This is a genomic window from Achromobacter spanius (genome assembly GCF_002812705.1).
Lineage (GTDB): Bacteria > Pseudomonadota > Gammaproteobacteria > Burkholderiales > Burkholderiaceae_B > Achromobacter > Achromobacter spanius.
In genome coordinates this window covers 6,191,931-6,209,939 of sequence record NZ_CP025030.1, presented here as the reverse complement: position 1 = coordinate 6,209,939, position 18,009 = coordinate 6,191,931, and the positions used below count along the sequence as shown (strand labels likewise).

The window sequence follows — 18,009 nt, the reverse complement described above, 5'->3', positions numbered from 1 at the left end:
GTCGCCGGACCATAAAAACTGGGGAGGCCGAAACGGCCTGCGGCCCCCGGGCCGCGAAGAGCAATGAAAAGCGCAAAGCAAAACGCCGTCAGACCTAAGTCTGACGGCGTTTTGCTTTTGGGGTATGGCGTTTCGGCAACCGCTTGTGCGAGCATGCCGGAAGCAGGGAAATCAGTTGGCGGCGCGGGCCGAAGCCATCAGGGTGTTATCCAGCCGACGGGCGCCGTTGTAGCGCTTGGTCCAGTAAGCCATGGTCATGCTTTCCACGCGCACGACGCCACCGGCGCTGGGCGAATGCACGAAGCGGTCGTCGCCCAGGTAGATGCCCACGTGTGAATAGCGGCGTCCCATGGTGTTGAAGAAGACCAGGTCGCCGGCTTTCAATTCGTTTTTGGCGACCGAGACACCTTGCTGGGCCATTTCGGCGGCGTTGCGCGGCAGTTTCAGACCAAGGGAGCGTTCAGCGGAGTACGAGACCAGGCCGCTGCAATCAAAGCCGGTTTCGGGAGTGCTTCCGCCGAAGCGGTAGCGGATGCCCAGGTAGTTCAGGGCTTCGCTGACCATGGCGTTGTCACCGGTATTGGCGCCGGCGTTACCGGCATTGCGGCCCTGGCGATCACGCTTGAATTTTTGCGTCACCAGCATGCCGATAGGGTCATCGGCGGTGGCGACCCATTCCATTTCGTACGGATCAATCTCGGACGTATGGGCGGTTGACTTTTGCCCGGTGCCTGCACAACCTGCCAGACTCGCAACACATGCCATCAGCGCGAGCGTACGCAGACCGCGCTTTGCCTGGCCAGTGGATGAACTGAATTGCGCGAGTATGGAGTGTCGATGCATTCGCCTGGGATGACCTGCCTTTTCACAGCAAAAACCACGGAATTAGCCGTGGAATGGGCCGAAATGTCAGCAGAATCAACAATTATCTACAACTTCGCGGGCATTCTACCAAACTTTTATTACTAATCAGTGCCAGATCAGTAACAAGGTCCGTGCCGCGAGGACGTTTGGAAGAATATTTTTGACTTGTGGCAAGCCTCGTGCAAGGTTTGCCTACCAAAATGACCGAAAGATTCGCAAGAAATCAATCCGCCTTAAGGCGTACGAACAATACCAGGAGACACAAATGCAAAAAACTCGGGATTTCCATTACAGATCATTGCATGACCGGGATGGCTTCTGGCGTGAGGAGGCGGGACGCATCCACTGGGATACGCCATTTCAGTCTGTGCTGGATTTCTCGCGACCGCCATTCGCCAAGTGGTTCGTGGGCGGAACGACCAATCTTTGCTACAACGCGGTCGACCGGTGGTTGCCGACCCAGGGCGATCAGCCCGCGCTGATCTGGGTGTCCACCGAGGTGGAGCAAGAGCGGACGTACACCCGGCAGGACGTTTACGAAGAGGTCAACGCGGCTGCCGCCATGCTCAAGGAGCTGGGCGTGGGGCGGGGTGACCGCGTGTTGTTGTACATGCCGATGGTGCCCGAAGCCGTGTTCACCATGCTGGCCTGCGCCCGGATCGGCGCGGTGCATTCGGTGGTGTTCGGCGGGTTTGCGTCCGTCAACCTGGCCCAGCGCATCGACGACGCCGCGCCCAAGGTTGTGGTGTGCACCGATGGCGGATCGCGCGGCGGCAAGGTGGTGCCGTACAAGCCCTTGTTGGACAAGGCCTTGGGCCTGGCGAAGTCGCCGCCCGCATCGGTCGTGGTGTTTGACCGGGGCCTGGCGCCCTTCGAACCCGTGGCCGGACGCGACCTGGATTACGCCACCTTGCGCGCGCGCCACCGTGGCGCCCGGGTGCCGGTGCAGTGGCTGGAATCGTCCGAGCCCAGCTACATCCTTTACACGTCTGGCACCACCGGCAAGCCCAAGGGCGTGCAGCGCGACACGGGCGGCTATGCGGTAGCGCTGGCATCGTCCATGGAGTACCTGTTCAACGGCCGCGCGGGCGATACGTTTTTTTGCACCAGCGACATCGGCTGGGTGGTCGGCCATTCCTACATCGTCTACGGCCCCTTGATCGGCGGGCAGGCCACGGTGCTGTATGAAGGCACGCCGGTGCGCCCCGATGGCGCCATTCTGTGGAAGCTGGTGGAGCAGTTCGGCGTGAACACCTTGTTTTCCGCGCCCACCGCCGTGCGGGTGCTCAAACGGCAGGACCCCGCGCTGCTCAAGCGCCATGACCTGTCCAGCCTGCGCGCGGTGTATCTGGCCGGCGAGCCGCTGGACGAGCCGACCGCCACCTGGATTTCGCAAGGGCTGGGTAAACCCATCATCGACAACTACTGGCAGACCGAGTCCGGCTGGCCGATCCTGTCCGCGCAGCCTGGTGTTGAAAACGTGCCGACCCGATTCGGCAGCCCATCATTTCCTGTCTACGGTTTTGACGCGCGCATCGTCAGCGAGGCCACGGGCGAAGATCTGGGGCCGGACGAGAAAGGCGTGGTGGCAATCGTGCCGCCGCTGCCTCCCGGCGCCATGTCCACGATCTGGGGCGATGATGCGCGTTTCGTGCAGACGTATTTCACGTCGATTCCCGGGCGGCAGGTGTATTCCACGTTTGATTGGGGGCGGGTGGATGCCGATGGTTACTGGTTCATTCTGGGCCGTACCGACGACGTGATCAACGTGGCGGGTCACCGTCTTGGTACGCGAGAGATCGAGGAATCCGTCAACAGCCATAGCGGAATTGCCGAATGCGCGGTGGTGGGCGTGGCGGATGCGTTGAAGGGCCAGGTCGCCATGGCGTTCGCCGTGTTGAAGAATCCCGCCGGGGCCGAGACGCCCGACGGGGCAAAGCAGCTGGAAGGCGATATCATGCGGCTGGTGGAAGATCAGCTGGGAGCGGTGGCAAGACCCGCCAGGATCCGGTTCGTGGGCGCATTGCCCAAGACCCGTTCCGGCAAGGTGCTGCGCCGTGCGATCGTCGCAGTATGCGAAGGCCGCGATCCCGGAGACCTGACGACCATTGAAGACCCATCCGCCCTGGAACAGATCAAGGAGTCGTTGCAATGAATACCAAACCCGTGCTGAGCGCCGAAGACGTCAAGAAGATCCTCGCCGCGGCCGAAGCACACGCCGTGCAGAACAAGTGGGCCGTGACCATCTCGGTGGTCGATGACGGTGGCCACCTGCTTGGCATGCTGCGTCTGGATGACGCGGCCCCCATCTCGGCGCACATTGCGCCCGCCAAGGCCAAGACCGCCGCGCTGGGCCGCCGCGAATCGCGCATCTACGAAGAGATGATCAACAACGGCCGCGTGTCGTTCCTGTCGGCTCCGCTGATCGAAGGCATGCTGGAAGGCGGCGTGCCGGTCACCGTCAACGGCCATGTGGTGGGCGCCGTCGGCGTGTCGGGCGTGAAGTCGACCGAAGATGTGCTGATCGCGCAAGCAGGCATTGCCGCGCTGGGCCTGTGAGCCAGACGCAATTGCCGGAACCGCCTACGGGCGGTTCCACGCCTGAAGTCGGGGCAGGGGGCGCCAGCCCTCTGAACCCCGGCGTGGCCAAACGCGAAGTCTGGGCCTGGGCCATGTACGACTTCGCGAATTCCGGCTACACCACCGTCATTCTCACGGCGGTGTTCAGCACCTATTTTGTTGGCGTGGTCGGCGGGCGAGCCCCGTGGGCCACGCTGGCCTGGACGGCGGCGCTGTCGCTGTCCTATCTGCTCATCATGTTGACGATGCCCACGCTGGGCGCGCGCGCCGACGCCAGCGGCAGCAAGCGTCGCCTGCTGTATTCCAGCACCATCGGCTGCGTGGCCGCCACGCTGGTCCTGACGCAAGCGGGCCCTGGCGACGTGTGGCTGGCGCTGGCCGCCATCGTGGTGTCCAACTATTGCTACTGCGTGGGGGAGTCCGTGGTGGCGGCGTTCCTGCCCGAGCTTGCCCGCCCGGCCGCGCTGGGCCGCGTATCGGGCTGGGGTTGGAGCTTCGGTTATTGCGGCGGCATGCTGACCCTGGGCTTGTCGCTGGTGGTGGTGACATCGGCCGAAGCCCGTGGCATGACAGCGGAACATTTCGTGCCCTGGGTCATCGTGGTGACGTGCTCGGTATTCGCGTTGGCGGCGCTGCCGTCATTCTTTTTGCTGAAAGAGCGCGCGCGGCCGCAGGCGGTCAAACCGCAAGCGCTGCATATGCTGAAGCGCCTGGCCTATGCCTGGCGCGAAACCGGCCAACACTTTCCCGAGTTTCGCCGCCTGCTGATGTGCATCGCCTGCTATCAGGCGGGCATCTCGGTCGTCATCACGCTGGCCGCCGTTTACGCATCCGAAGTCATGGGGTTCACCACGCCGCAGATCATGCTGCTGGTGTTCACGGTGAATATCGGCGCCGCCGTGGGCGCGTTCTCGTTCGGTTATGTGCAAGACCGCATCGGCCACAAGCCGGCGCTGGCCATCACCTTGTGCGGCTGGATCGTGATGGTGCTGGTGGCATATTCGGCTGTGACGGCGCCGGTGTTCTGGGTGGCCGCCACGTTGGCGGGGCTATGCATGGGCACGACCCAAAGCGCCGGCCGCGCCATGACCGGCGCGCTGGCGCCTGCCGGCCGCCTGGCCGAGTTCTATTCGCTGTGGACCTTTGCCGTGCAGTTGGCCGCGGTGATCGGGCCGTTGACCTACGGCATCGTCACCTGGGCTACCGATGGCAACCATCGCCTGGCCATCCTGGTGACCGGCGTGTTCTTCGTGGGCGGCCTCATCCTGTTGTCGCGCGTGGATATGAAACGCGGCCTGGCGCGGCGTCCCGCCGTCTGAATCTACACCTGCCGCAGCCCGCCGCGGTGTTGATCTGGCTGCTATCCTTATGCACTGCCTTCAAGGCATCACATGTGTTGCGTGATGCCTTGCGTTGATTGCTCGGGCTCCGGCCCGGTTTTTGCGTAAGGTGCCCGTAAGAGCGTGGCGATACGGTGGTGGGTGGATAAGAAATGTCCCTGCGCCGCACGCCCTCACGAAGCTTGCGGTTCGGCGGCCAAGGCAAAACAGCGGCATCAACAACAAAATCACTGTTTGGAGACAAGATCATGTCGAATGCAATTGAGTCCGTCTTGGTAGAAACCCGCGTCTTTCCGCCGCCCGAGCGCGCGGCCGAGGGCGCGGCGATTCCCAGCATGGACGCCTACAACGCGCTGTGTGCCCAAGTGGAAAACGACTTCGACGGCTTCTGGGCCGGCCAGGCCCGCGACAATCTGCAATGGACCAAGCCCTTCACGCAAGTGCTGGATGAGTCCGACGCGCCGTTCTACCGCTGGTTCGGCGATGGTGAACTGAACGTGTCGGCCAACTGCCTGGACGTACACCTGACCAACGGCAACGCCGACAAGACCGCCATCATCTTCGAAGGCGACGATGGCACGGTCAACAAGGTGACCTACCGCGAACTGCTGGCGCGTGTGTGCCGCTTCGCCAATGGCCTGAAAGACCTGGGCTACAAGAAGGGCGACCGCGCCATCATCTACATGCCTATGTCGATCGAAGCCGTGGTGGCCATGCAGGCCTGCGCGCGCCTGGGCGTGACGCACTCGGTGGTGTTCGGCGGCTTTTCGGCCAAGAGCCTGCAAGAGCGCATCGTGGACGTTGGCGCATCGCTGGTCATCACCGCCGACGAACAAGTGCGCGGCGGCAAGACCATTCCGCTCAAGCCCGCCGTGGAAGACGCCATCGCCATGGGCGGCTGCGAAGCCGTCGGAAAGGTGATCGTGTACCGCCGCACCGGCGGCAAGGTGCAGTGGAACGAAGGCCGCGATCTCTGGATGCACGAGGTCGAGGCCGGCCAGCCCGACACCTGCGAACCCGTGCCGGTCAACGCCGAACACCCGCTCTTCATTCTTTACACGTCCGGTTCCACCGGCAAGCCCAAGGGCGTGCAGCACTCGTCGGCGGGCTACCTGCTGTGGGCGCTGCTGACCGTGAAGTGGACCTTCGACGCCCGCAAGGACGACGTCTACTGGTGCACGGCCGATGTGGGCTGGGTCACTGGCCACACCTACATCACCTACGGCCCGCTGGCCGCCGGGTTGACGCAGGTGGTGTTCGAGGGCGTGCCCACGTACCCCAACGCCGGCCGCTTCTGGGACATGATCGCGCGCCACAAGGTCACCACGTTCTACACGGCGCCCACGGCCATCCGTTCGCTGATCAAGGCGTCGGAAACGACGCCGGACGCGCACCCGAAAAATTACGATCTGGACAGCCTGCGCATCATCGGCACGGTGGGTGAGCCCATCAACCCCGAAGCCTGGATGTGGTATCACAAGCATGTCGGCCGCGAACGCTGCCCCATCGTCGACACCTGGTGGCAGACCGAAACCGGCGGCCACATGATTACCCCCTTGCCGGGCGCCACGCCGACCAAGCCGGGTTCGTGCACGCTGCCGCTGCCAGGCATCGCCGCCGCCATTGTTGATGAAACCGGGGGCGACGTCGAAAAAGGCAATGGCGGATTCCTGGTCATCAAGCGCCCGTGGCCCGCGATGATCCGCAACATCTGGGGCGACCCGGAACGCTTCAAGAAAAGCTACTTCCCGTCGGAGCTGCGTGGTTATTACCTGGCTGGTGACGGCGCGCAGCGCGACGCGGACGGCTACTTCTGGATCATGGGTCGCATCGACGACGTGCTGAACGTGTCGGGCCACCGCCTGGGCACGATGGAAGTCGAGTCGGCGCTGGTAGCGCATGAACTGGTGGCGGAAGCCGCCGTGGTCGGCCGTCCGGACGACACCACCGGCGAAGCCGTGGTGGCTTTCGTGGTGCTCAAGCAGGCGCGTCCCGAAGGCGAAGCCGCTCAGGCCATCGCCAAGCAGTTGCGCGACTGGGTCGCCAAGGAAATCGGCCCCATCGCCAAGCCCAAGGACATCCGCTTTGGCGACAACCTGCCCAAGACGCGTTCGGGCAAGATCATGCGCCGTCTGCTGCGTGTGGTGGCCAAGGGCGAGGAAGTGACGCAGGACGTGTCCACGCTGGAAAATCCCGCCATTCTTGAGCAATTGGCCAAGCCGCTGTAAGTGCGATCGGCCATAAACGGCCGATCGACCTCCTGGCGACAGGAGCATAATGTCAGACGCCCGCACCGGTAATTGCCGGTCCGGGCGTCTTTTCATTTTGTGTCCTTGCATTTCTCACCCATACAAGACGGAGCCAACCACGTGAGCCGCAGCAGTTTCGATCGTGCAGGACTTGCCCTGATGTTCAGCACCATCGTGGTCTGGGCGGGTAGCTGGATCGCGATGAAACTGATCGTGCCTTACATCGGTCCCTTCGATTTCGTGGCGCTGCGCTATGTGGTGGGCAGCCTGGTGCTGTTCGCGCTGGCTATCGCGACTCGTCGGCCACTGGGCATGCCCCCGTGGAAACTGACCCTGCTGATCGGGCTGACCCAGACAGCGGGATTCCAGGGCTTCGTGCAGACGGCGCTGGTGTCGGGCGGTGTGGGCAAGGTCTCGCTGATGGCCTACACCATGCCGTTCTGGGTGGTGCTGTTTGCGTGGTGGCTGCTGGGCGAGCGCCCGTCGGCCAAGCATGGCGTGGGCATCGGCCTGGCGGCAATCGGCCTGGTCTGTTTCGTGGAGCCTTGGAACGGCCTGGGCGATATGCGCCCCGTGTTGCTGGGCCTGGGCAGCGGCCTGTGCTGGGGCGTGGGCACGGTGCTGTCCAAGCGCATGTTTGAACGCCACGCGCCCGACGTCATGACGTTTACCGCGTGGCAGATGCTGTTCGGTGGCCTCGTCATGGTGCCGGTTGCGTACCTGGTGCCGCAGATGACGGCGCAATGGGACTGGCCGCTATGGACGGGCATGACCTACATCATCTTGATTGCCACGGCGGCAGGATGGCTGCTGTGGCTGCAGGTGGTGCGCCGCGTGCCCGCATCGATTGCCGGCCTGTCCAGCCTGGGTGTGCCGGTGGTGGCCATGCTGCTGGCCTGGGCGATTCTGTCCGAGCGCCCCTCGCTGGTTGAACTGGGCGGCATGGCCCTGATCCTGGCGGGCATCTTCGTCGTGAGCCGGGCCGCGCCCGCCGCCCCGGCTGCCCGCAGCACCTGACACTCCGCGTTCACCTTCCCGATCTTCTTACTCCCCATCAAGGATTTTCCAATGATCGATCTGCGCAGCGACACCGTCACACGGCCCACGCCCGCCATGTTGCAGGCCATGGTTTCCGCCCCCCTGGGTGACGACGTGATGGGCGACGACCCGACCGTGATTCAGCTTCAGGCGGCCGTGGCCGAACGCGCCGGCAAGGCGGCGGGGCTGTTCTTTCCGTCCGGCACGCAAAGCAATCTGGCCGCATTGATGGCCCATTGCGACCGTGGCGATGAATACCTGGTGGGGCAACTGGCGCACACCTACAAGTACGAAGGTGGTGGAGCGGCCGTGCTGGGCAGCATCCAGCCCCAGCCCATCGAACACGCCGAAGACGGCTCGCTGCCGCTGGAGAAGTTGGCGGCGGCGGTCAAGCCCCAGGGCGATCCCCACTTTGCCCGCACCCGTTTGCTGGCCTTGGAAAACACCTTTCACGGCAAGCTGATTCCGGCCGGCTACATCCAGGCCGCCACGGATTGGGCGCGCAAGCAAGGCTTGGCGACCCACCTGGACGGCGCGCGCGTGTTCAACGCGGCGGCGGCCAGTGGCAAGCCGCTGGTCGACATGTGTCAGCCCTTCGATTCGGTATCCATCTGCTTTTCAAAAGGCTTGGGCGCGCCGGTGGGATCGGTGTTGGTGGGCAGCAAGGAGTTGATCGCCCGCGCGTACCGCTGGCGCAAGGTGCTGGGCGGCGGCTTGCGCCAGTCGGGCGTGCTGGCCGCTGCCTGCCTGTATGCGCTGGAGCATCATGTTGCGCGCCTGGCCGATGACCACGAGAACGCCCGTGCGCTGGCCGAAGGCTTGCGGGGTATTCCGGGTGTGAAGGTGCTGAGCCAGGACACGAACATGTTGTTCGTGGAGTTCGAGCCGGCGCGATGCGAGTCGCTGACCGAAGCGCTGGGCAAGGAAGGCATCCAGATGCGCGCCGTCTACGGCGGCCCCACGCGCCTGGTCACGCACCTGGACGTGTCGGCCGACGACGTCCAGCGGGTGGTTCAGGCGGTGGCGCGCCACCTGGCCTGATCGCGGTCGAGAGGGGCAGCGGGCAGCTTCAGGCGCCCGCGCGCAGCACGTCCGCCAGCACCGAAAACAGCTCGTCGATCTGGGCGCGTTCAATGATAAGCGGGGGCGACAGCAGCATCGTGTCACCCGCCGATCGGATCAGGCATCCGCGTTCCAGGCAGGCGTTGTGCACCGCATAGGCGCGCTGGCCTGGCTGACCCTCCAGCGGCGCCAGTTCAATGGCGGCCAGCAGACCGATGTTGCGGATATCGACCACATGCGGCAGCCCCTTCAGACTGTGCGCGGCGTCTTCCCAGTAATGCGCCAGTTCCTGGCTGCGTTGGAACAAGCCCTCGCGACGGCAGATGTCCAGGGTCGCCAAGCCCGCCGCGCAGGCCACGGGGTGGCCCGAATACGTGTAGCCGTGCGATAGCTCGATGGCGCTTTCCGGGCCTTGCATGAAAGCGTCGTACACGTGTTGCTGCACCAGCGTTGCGCCCATCGGAATCGCGCCGTTGGTCAGCCCCTTGGCGCTGGTGATGATGTCGGGCTTGACGCCGAAATAGGGCGACGCGAATGCGCCGTCGATGCGTCCGAAAGCGCAGATCACCTCATCGAAAATCAACAGGATGCCGTGCGCATCGCAGATCTTGCGCAGCCGCTGCAGATAGCCGCGCGGCGGCACGATCACGCCGGTTGAACCGGCCACCGGTTCGACGATGACGGCCGCGATGGTTGAGGCGTCGTGCAGCGCCACAATGCGCTCCAGCGTGTCGGCCAGGTGCGCGCCCCAATCCGGCTGACCGCGCGTGTACGCCATTTGCTGGCGGTCATAGGTGTGGGGCAGGTGGTCCACATAGGGCAGCAGATTGCCAAAGGGTTTGCGGTGCCCGCCGATGCCCGACACGGACAGCCCGCCGAACCCAACGCCGTGATACGAGCGTTCGCGCCCGATCAGCCGTACGCGCTGCCCTTGGCCGCGCGCCCGGTGATAGCCCAACGCAATCTTCAGCGCGGTGTCCACCGCTTCCGAGCCCGAGTTGGAAAAGAACACATTGGAAACGCCGTCGGGCGCCTCGGCGCATAACGCGTCCGCCAGTTCAAAGGCCAGGGGATGGCTCATCTGGAACGACGGCGCGTAGTCCAGTTCATGGGCGGTGCGCGCGATGGCCTCCACGATTTCCGGGCGGCGATGGCCCGCGTTCACGCACCACAGGCCGGCGATGCCGTCCAGGACGCGGCGGCCATCCGGTCGGATGTAGTGCATGCCTTCGGCGGCGGTGAACAGCACCGGGTTGCGCTTGACCCGCCGGTTGGCGGTAAACGGCATCCAATAGGCGTCGGTTTGGGAAAGGGTGGAGGGAGACGTGGACATGGGACGATCCTGCTTCAAGGAGAGTTCAGGTTCATCTATTTTGTATTAATACTTCTATAAATACAATATGGACCATTGATCAGCCTGCTTGGGCAGCCGTGCGCCGGCCCGCCCCGGGCGGGGCGGGTGCAGGCGGAGGTGTCCGCGTCAGGAGGCTTGGAGCGACGCTTTCAGGTGGCGGCGCATCAATTGCGACGCCCATTCCTGGTCGCCGGATTCCAGTGCGTCGATGATTTGCAGGTGCTCGTTGCTGGAATTGACGAAACGCGCGTCGCGATAGAAAGCGGCGTGTTCTTCGAGCCGGCGCAGATGGTTTTGCTGCTGCACCGCTTGCAGGATGTAGCGGTTGCCGGAAAAGCGGGCCAGGAGCTCGTGGAATGATGCATTCAGGCCAAAAAATTCAGTGGCCGAAATGTCGGCGTCGTTACGTTGGATCAGGGCTTCATGCGCGGCACGCATGCGCGCCAGCGCCGGCTTGTCCACGCGAAAGGTCGGCTCCAGCAGCCCGGCGCATTCCACCGTCATGCGGAAACGATAGCTTTCGTTCAGCGCGTCGGCGCTTTCCAGCGACGGGGCAAACTGCCAGCCATGCCCCTTGCGTTTCTCGATCAGGCCATCGGCCGACAATTGCAGCAAGGTCTTGGCCAGCACACTGCGCGGCGCGTCATAGCGCTGCAACAGATCGCGTTCGGTAAAGGTCTCGGGCAGTTGGCGGGACGCGCGGTCATCGATCAGCTGGCGTGTCAGCTCTTCCTGCGTGGGGCCGGCCCCTTCAATGGCCGGGTGGGGCGCCGCCGCCGCATGGTCGGACACGGTATAGCCGCTGTTTGGCCGATGCGTGATCAAGCCTTGAGCAGCCAGCAGGCGCAGCGCGCCGCGTACCGGGGTGCGCGACACCTCGTAAGCCGCCGCCAGTGTTTCTTCCGACAGGTGTGCGCCGGGCTCGTGCCGCCGCGCCACGATGTCTTCGGCGATGTGTCGCGCCAGGTCGACTTGCAGCGGAGTAGGGCGGGCGGTAGCGGCGGGGGGCATGGCGCGTCAGAGGGAAAAAGGGCGGGCAGGGATCGTAGGGCAATGGTACCGGAGCGACGTCGCTTTTGAATCCGATTCGGGCAAACCCTAATATTGAACTTTTTACTATATTAGTACAAAATTTGATCGTCGATTCTGACCGTATCATCCAGGCCGCCGTTCGGCCCTACCCGGAGTTTTGCTAGCGTGACGATGCCTACCCCGTTTCCCCTGGTCGACGTCCAGGGCAGTCCTTATGAACGCGGCCGCCAGCATGGCTCGGCGGTGCCGGAGCACGTGGCGCGCAGTGTGGCCTTGTATCGGGGGCAGCTGGAACGCCGTGGCGTGGACGCCACCCGCCTGAAGGAACTGGCCGCTGCCATGGTGCCGGTGGTGGGAGACTACGACGCCGCCTACCTGGAAGAACTGCGCGGCATCGCCGACGGCGCCGGACAATCGCTGGAAGACGTGGTGGTAATCAACTGCCGCACTGAAATGATGTTCGGCCATGCCGAACTGGGCCGCGCCCGCAAGGGGCTGGACGACGGCTGCACCGGCCTGGTCGTGCTGCCCGAGGCCAGCGCCGACGGCAAGTTGATGCACGCCCACAACTGGGACTGGCGTGAGGAATGCGTGGACACCGGCATCGTCGTGCGCATGCGCCGCGACGATGGCCCCGACCTGTTGATGTTCACCGAGGCCGGCAGCCTGGCGCGCCATGGTTTCAACAGTGCGGGCGTATCGCTGTCCGGCAATTTCCTGTCGTGCGAGCAAGACTATCAACGGCCCGCGCAGGTGCCGCTGGTGCTGGTGCGCCGCAAGATGCTGGAAGCCGCCAACATCTGCAACGCCATGAAAGTGCTGTGGGCGTCGCGCCGCTTCTGTTCCAACAACCTGATGTTGGCCCAGGCCCAGGGCGAAGCCGTGGACCTGGAATGCGCGCCGGACGAAATCTTCTGGATCACACCGCAGGACGGCCTGTTGGTACATGCCAACCACTGGATCAGCCCGCCCGCGCGCGCCAAGCTGTTCGACAAGGGCCTGGCCGCCAACCCCGATTCCATTTATCGCCAACGACGCGTCGAGGACATGCTTGCGCGCCAGGGCGGCAAGGTGGGCTGGGATGCCGTCAAACGCATCCTGGCCGATGATTTCGCCGCGCCCGACGGCGTACTGCGTTCGCCCAAGCCGGCCAGCTTCGACAGCATTTCGGCCACTGTGGCCACCACGCTGATGGAGCCGGAAAGCGGCGTGATGTGGATCGCGCGCAAGCCCTATGAAGGCCGCAATTTTGTTGAATACCGGCTGTTCTAAGCCGCGCCAGGAGACCATTCCATGACGTCGAAAGTCTTGCGCGGCAAGCGCGCGCTGCTGTTATCCGCCGCTCTGGCCGGCGCCTTGACGGGCCTGCCGGGGCTGACCCAAACCCAAACTCCGGTGCCATCGCCGCTGCCCGAGATCCGCTACGCCGAAGGCTCGGGCACGCCCACGTCCATGCCCGGCGGCCGCTCGCGCAACACGTCTACCGACAACGTGCTGGCTCACGTGGTCGAATCGCTGGTCGCGCTGCGCGCGGACATGAGCGTGGGCCCGATGCTGGCCGACAGCTGGACGCTGTCCGACGACAAGCGCAGCTACACTTTCAAGCTGCGCCAGGGCGTGACTTTCCACGATGGCTCGCCGATGACGTCAAGCGACGTCAAATGGACGTACGGCTACCTGACCGGCGCGCAGTCCGAATACGCCTGCAAGAATCTTTACGACGGCAGCAAGGGCGCCAAGGTGGTCGACGTGCAAACGCCGGACCCTGTCACCGTGGTGTTCACGCTGGATGCGCCCTATGCGTTGTTCCTGGACCAGATGGCCAGCGTGCAATGTCCGATGCCGGTGCTCAGCCCGAAAAGCGTCGACACCGACGGCAAGTGGATCAAGCCCGTCGGCACCGGCCCGTACGTGCTGGCCGAATGGAAGAAGGAACAATACGTGCTGCTGACGCCGTATGCCGGCTATGCGCCGCGTAGCGAAGCGGCCAGCGGCATGGCCGGCAAGAAGGTGGCGTCGGCCAACGTGCGCTTTGTGGTGATTCCGGACGCCGCCGCGCAAAAGGCCGCGCTGATGGCCGGCCAGGTCGATGCCTACAACGCCGACGAAGACAACCTGCCGGCGAAGGATCCGCGCTGGTCCATCATCACCGAGCAAGGGCTGGACACCGTCAACCTGTTGATGCAGACGCGCGCGCCGCTTCTGTCCGACGTGAACATGCGCCGCGCCATCGCGCTGGCGCTGGACTTCTCCGCCATCGCCCGCGCGTTGAACAACGGTCAGGCGGCGTACAACCCGTCGCTGGTGCCGACGGCAAGCGTGTACTACTCCGAGGCCGACAAGGCGGGTTACGAAAAGAACCTGAACGAGGTCAAGCGCCTGTTGCAGGCCGCCAATTACCGTGGCGAAACGCTGAAGTTGCAGGCCAACAAGCGCTATCCCTACCTGTACCGCGTGGCGGTGGTCACCCAGCAGTTGCTGAACAAGGCCGGCATCAAGACCGAGCTGGACATGCTGGAATGGGGCACGCAGGTCACGAACTTTCGCGAAGGCAAGTTTCAGTTGATGGCTTTTGCGTATTCGGCGCGCACCGAGCCCGCGCTGATGTATCGCGACGTGGTCGGCGACAAGTCCAAGACACCTATGGCGCAATGGGAAAGCCCTGAGGCCGCGGCCATTCTTGAAGGCATCGAGGCCCAGTCGGACACGGCTCCGCGCAAGCAGGCGTTCGACAAGCTGCACGCGCTGATGCTGCGCGATACGCCGCTGCTGATGTACTACAACAAGCCCGGCTACGTCGTCGTATCGAGCCGGCTTCATGGCTTTACCGGCTGGCCGCTGCGCAAGCCGCGTTTCTTCAACGTCACCAAGAACTGAGGCGCCGTGCTGGGCTATCTAACCAAGCGCATCGCGGCGGCGGTGCCTACGATCATCGTGGTGACGGTGCTGGTCTTTGGCATGATCCGCGCCATTCCCGGCGACCCCGCATCGCTGATGCTGGGCGACATCGACAACCCCGCGCTGCTGGCCGAAATGCGCCACGCACTGGGCCTGGATCGCCCTGTGGGCGAACAGTTCCTGATCTGGGTCGGCAATGCGCTGCATGGCGACCTGGGCATGTCCATCGCGCGCCGCGAACCCGTCATGCATCTGGTCCTGACGCATTTCGCGGTAACGGCGCAGGTAGTGTTGACGGCAACGTTGCTGGCCTGCCTGGTGGCCATTCCCGCCGGCATGATCGCGGCGTGGCGACAAAACCGGCGCGCGGATACGGCCATCGTGTCCACCTCGATTTTGTTTGTGTCCATGCCCAGCTTCTGGGTCGGCATCCTGCTGATCTGGCTGTTTGGGGTGAAGCTGAACTGGTTGCCCGTGTATGGCTTCGAGTCGATGGCGCAAGGCGGTGTGGGCGCGTTGAAGTATCTGGTGCTGCCGGTATGCGCGATCGTGTTGACCGAGATCGCCGCGATCACGCGGATGATGCGCGCCAGCACCATCGAAACGCTGCGGCTGGAGTACGTGGCGCACGCGCGCGCCAAGGGCCTGCCTGAAAAGCGCGTGATGCTGCGGCACGTGTTGCCCAATTCCTTCGGTCCCACGCTCACGGTCATCGGCCTGATGCTGGGTCATCTGCTGTCGGGCGCTGCGGTGATAGAAACCGTCTTCACCTTGCCGGGCATCGGCCGGCTGCTGGTGGAAAGCATCTATGCGCGGGACTATCCGGTGGTGCAGGGCTGCCTGCTGTTTATTGCGTTGTTGTACGTGGCGGTCAATCTGGTGGTGGATCTGCTGTATCCGCTGTTCGATCCGCGCGTGAAGCTTCAATAGGAACGTCATGACGGGTTTCAAAGCGGGTTTCAAACATACCAATGCCGTCGTGGGCGGCGCCCTGGTGGCGGGCGTGGTGCTGATGGCGCTGGTGGGGTTGGTGTATACGCCGCACGATCCGCTGGAAGGCGATCTGCTGGCGCGCTTTTCGCCGCCGTCGGCCGAATATTGGCTGGGCACCGATGAGTTCGGCCGCGACGTCTTGTCGCGCCTGATGGCGGGCGCGGGCGTCAGCGTGGCGGTCAGCGTGTTCTCGGTGCTGCTGGCGTTGGCGCTGGGCACAACCATCGGCGTGGCGGCGGGTTATGCGGGCGGCTGGGTGGATCGGGGCATCAGCGTGCTGGTCGATTCCATGATGGCGTTTCCCGGGTTATTGCTGGCGCTGGGCATCATGACGGTGCTGGGCCCATCCAAGTGGGGCGTGGTACTTGCGCTGGGCCTGGCGTATTCGCCATCCGTCTCGCGCATTGCGCGCGGCGCGGCGCTGTCGCTGCGGCAGCGGGACTTCGTCATTGCCTCGCGCGCCTCCGGGCATGGCGGTTTGTGGACGGTGTTCCGCCACGTGCTGCCCAACTGCTTGGCGCCGCTGCTGATCTTCGCAACGTCCATCTTCGGGTCGGCGTTGCTGGCTGAAAGCGCCTTGTCCTTCCTGGGGTTGGGCGTGCCGCCACCGTTAGCGACGTGGGGCGGCATGCTGTCCGAAAGCCGCAACGCCATGGACCAGGCGATCTGGCTGGCGTTGTTTCCGGGCACGATGATTTCGCTAAGCCTGCTGGGCATCAATCTGTTGGGCGATGCAGTGCGCGACCGCCTGGATCCGCGCATGCGAGGGGTGATGGCATGAACGCGCCTGATCATTCCCCGGCCGGCGCCGCGCCCCTGTTGTCGGTGCGCGATCTGGAAATCCGCTTTCCCGGCAAGCGCGATAACGCACCGGTGGTGAACCGCGTGTCCTTCGATCTTCAGGCCGGCGAATCGCTGTCCATCGTGGGCGAATCCGGCAGCGGAAAAACGTTGATCGGCAAGGCGTTGTTGGGCCTGTTGCCGGATGCCGCGCGCATCACTAACGGGCGGGCATTGTTCGACGGCCGCGACGTGCTGCCGCAAAGTGCGGGCGATTGGCAGACCACGCGTGGCACCGGTATCGGCATGGTGTTCCAGGAGCCCATGGTGTCCTTGAACCCCGCATTCCGCGTGGGCGAACAGCTGATCGAAGCGCTGGTCCTGCGCCGGAGCATGACGCGCAGCGCGGCGTGGGATGCGGCCGTTCAGATGCTTGAACGCGTACGGGTGCGCGATGCGCGCGATTGCATGAAGCGGTATCCCCACGAGTTCTCGGGCGGCATGCGGCAACGCATCCTGCTGGCGGGCGTCATGCTGCTCAAGCCACGCCTGCTGATCGCCGATGAACCCACCACCGCGCTGGACTGCGTCGTGCAAAAGGAAGTGCTGGACCTGATGGTCGAGCTGACGCGCGAGCAAGGCACGGCGCTGATCTTCATCAGCCACAACCTGGCGCTGGTGGCCGCGTACACGCAGCGCGTGCTGGTGATGTGCCGAGGCCGTGCGGTGGAAATGGGCGATGTGTCGCAAGTGCTGTCGCGTCCGGCGGACCCGTACACCTTGAGCCTGCTGGATGCGCTGCCAAAGCGCGGTCCGGCGCGCGCGCCCGTCACGGGTGCGCCGATCTTGCAGGTGGACCAACTGGCCATCGACTACGCCGTGCGCGGTGGCTGGCGCCGCAAGCGTTTCGTGCGCGCGGTGCATCAGGCGAGCTTCCAGGTGGCTCCGGGCGAAACGTTGGCCATTGTTGGCGAATCGGGCAGCGGCAAGACGACCGTCATGATGTCGATACTGGGCCTGGTGCCGCAGGCGCAGGGGCGCATTGCGCTGGATGGGCAAGCGTTGCCGCCGGGTGGCGAGGGCGGCATCTGGCGCACGGCGCGCCGCCGCATTCAGATGGTGTTTCAGGATCCGTATTCGTCGCTCGATCCCCGCATGACCATCGGCGCGCTGGTGGGCGAGGGGCTGAGATTGGAAGCGGGCATCACGCCAGATGCGCGGCAACAGCGCGTGGATCAGGCGTTGCACGATGTGGGGTTGGGCGACGGCTATGCCGAGCGCTATGCGCATGAGTTGTCGGGCGGGCAACGCCAGCGCGTCGCCATTGCGCGGGCGCTGGTGATGCGGCCAGAAGTGATCATCGCGGATGAACCCGTGTCGGCGCTGGACGTGACCGTGCAGAAGCAGGTTCTGGAAACGCTGATGTCCTTGCAGCGTTCCTATGGCTTTGCGTGTCTGCTGATTTCCCATGACCTGGGCGTGGTCGAGCAGATCGCCGACCGCGTGGTCGTGATGCTGCGCGGGCATATCGTCGAAGAAGGATCGCGCGACGAGGTGTTCGATCATCCGACGCATCCGTACACGCGCCGGCTATTGCAGGCCGTGCCCGAATTGCGCGGCAGTGCGGCGGAAGGATTCCGTGTGCAAGTGCGCGACCTGCCTGCCGGCACGCGCCGCCCCGATGCGGACTACTTTGATCCGTCCCTCGGCGCGGACGTGGCCGCACCCGCCATGACGGCAGTGCCGGCATCCGGCGCCACGCATCGCGTTGCGCTGGCAGCCGGCTTGGCGTTGGCCGAAACGGTAGCCGCCTGACGCG

14 protein-coding genes are annotated in these 18,009 nt (G+C 64.4%); 11 read left to right on the top strand and 3 right to left on the bottom strand.

Going from position 1 to position 18,009, the window contains the following annotated elements; translation table 11 throughout:
- Nucleotides 1-171: 171 nt before the first annotated feature.
- A complete protein-coding gene (locus CVS48_RS28170; protein ID WP_172616215.1) occupies nucleotides 172-843 on the bottom strand; it encodes a C40 family peptidase in 672 nt (223 codons plus the stop codon).
- A gap of 247 nt (nucleotides 844-1,090) precedes the next feature.
- Between CVS48_RS28170 and CVS48_RS28165 the strand changes: the two genes are divergently transcribed.
- The 6 genes from CVS48_RS28165 (at nucleotide 1,091) to ltaE (ending at nucleotide 9,112) form a co-directional block, all read left to right on the top strand.
- Nucleotides 1,091-3,019, top strand: a complete 1,929-nt coding sequence (locus tag CVS48_RS28165) for a propionate--CoA ligase (protein ID WP_279629476.1) — start codon at nucleotides 1,091-1,093, stop codon at nucleotides 3,017-3,019.
- Nucleotides 3,016-3,423: a heme-binding protein gene (locus tag CVS48_RS28160; RefSeq protein ID WP_006218075.1), complete on the top strand. Its 408-nt coding sequence runs from the start codon at nucleotides 3,016-3,018 to the stop codon at nucleotides 3,421-3,423. The genes CVS48_RS28165 and CVS48_RS28160 overlap by 4 nt, the downstream gene beginning before the upstream one ends.
- Nucleotides 3,420-4,763: an MFS transporter gene (locus CVS48_RS28155; RefSeq protein ID WP_100857300.1), complete on the top strand. Its 1,344-nt coding sequence runs from the start codon at nucleotides 3,420-3,422 to the stop codon at nucleotides 4,761-4,763. Before CVS48_RS28160 ends, CVS48_RS28155 begins: the two co-directional genes overlap by 4 nt.
- Nucleotides 4,764-5,032: 269 nt before the next feature.
- Nucleotides 5,033-7,012 carry an acetate--CoA ligase gene (acs, locus tag CVS48_RS28150; protein WP_100857299.1) on the top strand — a complete coding sequence of 660 codons (1,980 nt, stop codon included), beginning with the start codon at nucleotides 5,033-5,035 and terminating at the stop codon, nucleotides 7,010-7,012.
- Between the two features lie 141 nt (nucleotides 7,013-7,153).
- Nucleotides 7,154-8,050 (top strand): DMT family transporter, encoded by an 897-nt coding sequence (locus CVS48_RS28145; RefSeq protein ID WP_100857298.1) that lies wholly within the window; start codon nucleotides 7,154-7,156, stop codon nucleotides 8,048-8,050.
- A gap of 51 nt (nucleotides 8,051-8,101) precedes the next feature.
- On the top strand, nucleotides 8,102-9,112 hold the full coding sequence (ltaE, locus tag CVS48_RS28140) for a low-specificity L-threonine aldolase (protein ID WP_100857297.1): 1,011 nt from the start codon (nucleotides 8,102-8,104) through the stop codon (nucleotides 9,110-9,112).
- A 28-nt stretch (nucleotides 9,113-9,140) separates the two neighbouring features.
- Here ltaE and aptA read toward each other — a convergent pair whose 3' ends face one another.
- Nucleotides 9,141-10,466: an omega-aminotransferase AptA gene (gene aptA, locus CVS48_RS28135; protein WP_100857296.1), complete on the bottom strand. Its 1,326-nt coding sequence runs from the start codon at nucleotides 10,464-10,466 to the stop codon at nucleotides 9,141-9,143.
- A gap of 147 nt (nucleotides 10,467-10,613) precedes the next feature.
- Entirely contained in the window at nucleotides 10,614-11,498 is an 885-nt protein-coding gene (locus CVS48_RS28130; RefSeq protein ID WP_100857295.1) for a GntR family transcriptional regulator, read from the bottom strand.
- A gap of 192 nt (nucleotides 11,499-11,690) precedes the next feature.
- Here CVS48_RS28130 and CVS48_RS28125 point away from each other — a divergent pair, with 192 nt between their 5' ends.
- The 5 genes from CVS48_RS28125 to CVS48_RS28105 are packed head-to-tail and all read left to right on the top strand — an operon-like array spanning nucleotide 11,691 to nucleotide 18,005.
- On the top strand, nucleotides 11,691-12,791 hold the full coding sequence (locus CVS48_RS28125; RefSeq protein ID WP_100857294.1) for a C45 family autoproteolytic acyltransferase/hydrolase: 1,101 nt from the start codon (nucleotides 11,691-11,693) through the stop codon (nucleotides 12,789-12,791).
- Between the two features lie 21 nt (nucleotides 12,792-12,812).
- Nucleotides 12,813-14,396: an ABC transporter substrate-binding protein gene (locus CVS48_RS28120; RefSeq protein ID WP_100857293.1), complete on the top strand. Its 1,584-nt coding sequence runs from the start codon at nucleotides 12,813-12,815 to the stop codon at nucleotides 14,394-14,396.
- Between the two features lie 6 nt (nucleotides 14,397-14,402).
- On the top strand, nucleotides 14,403-15,347 hold the full coding sequence (locus CVS48_RS28115; protein WP_100857292.1) for an ABC transporter permease: 945 nt from the start codon (nucleotides 14,403-14,405) through the stop codon (nucleotides 15,345-15,347).
- Nucleotides 15,348-15,354: 7 nt separating this feature from the next.
- Entirely contained in the window at nucleotides 15,355-16,191 is an 837-nt protein-coding gene (locus CVS48_RS28110) for an ABC transporter permease (RefSeq protein ID WP_100857291.1), read from the top strand.
- The gene (locus CVS48_RS28105) at nucleotides 16,188-18,005 is read left to right on the top strand and encodes a dipeptide ABC transporter ATP-binding protein (protein ID WP_100857290.1); all 1,818 of its coding nucleotides are present in this window, start codon (nucleotides 16,188-16,190) and stop codon (nucleotides 18,003-18,005) included. The genes CVS48_RS28110 and CVS48_RS28105 overlap by 4 nt, the downstream gene beginning before the upstream one ends.
- Nucleotides 18,006-18,009 lie beyond the last annotated feature (4 nt).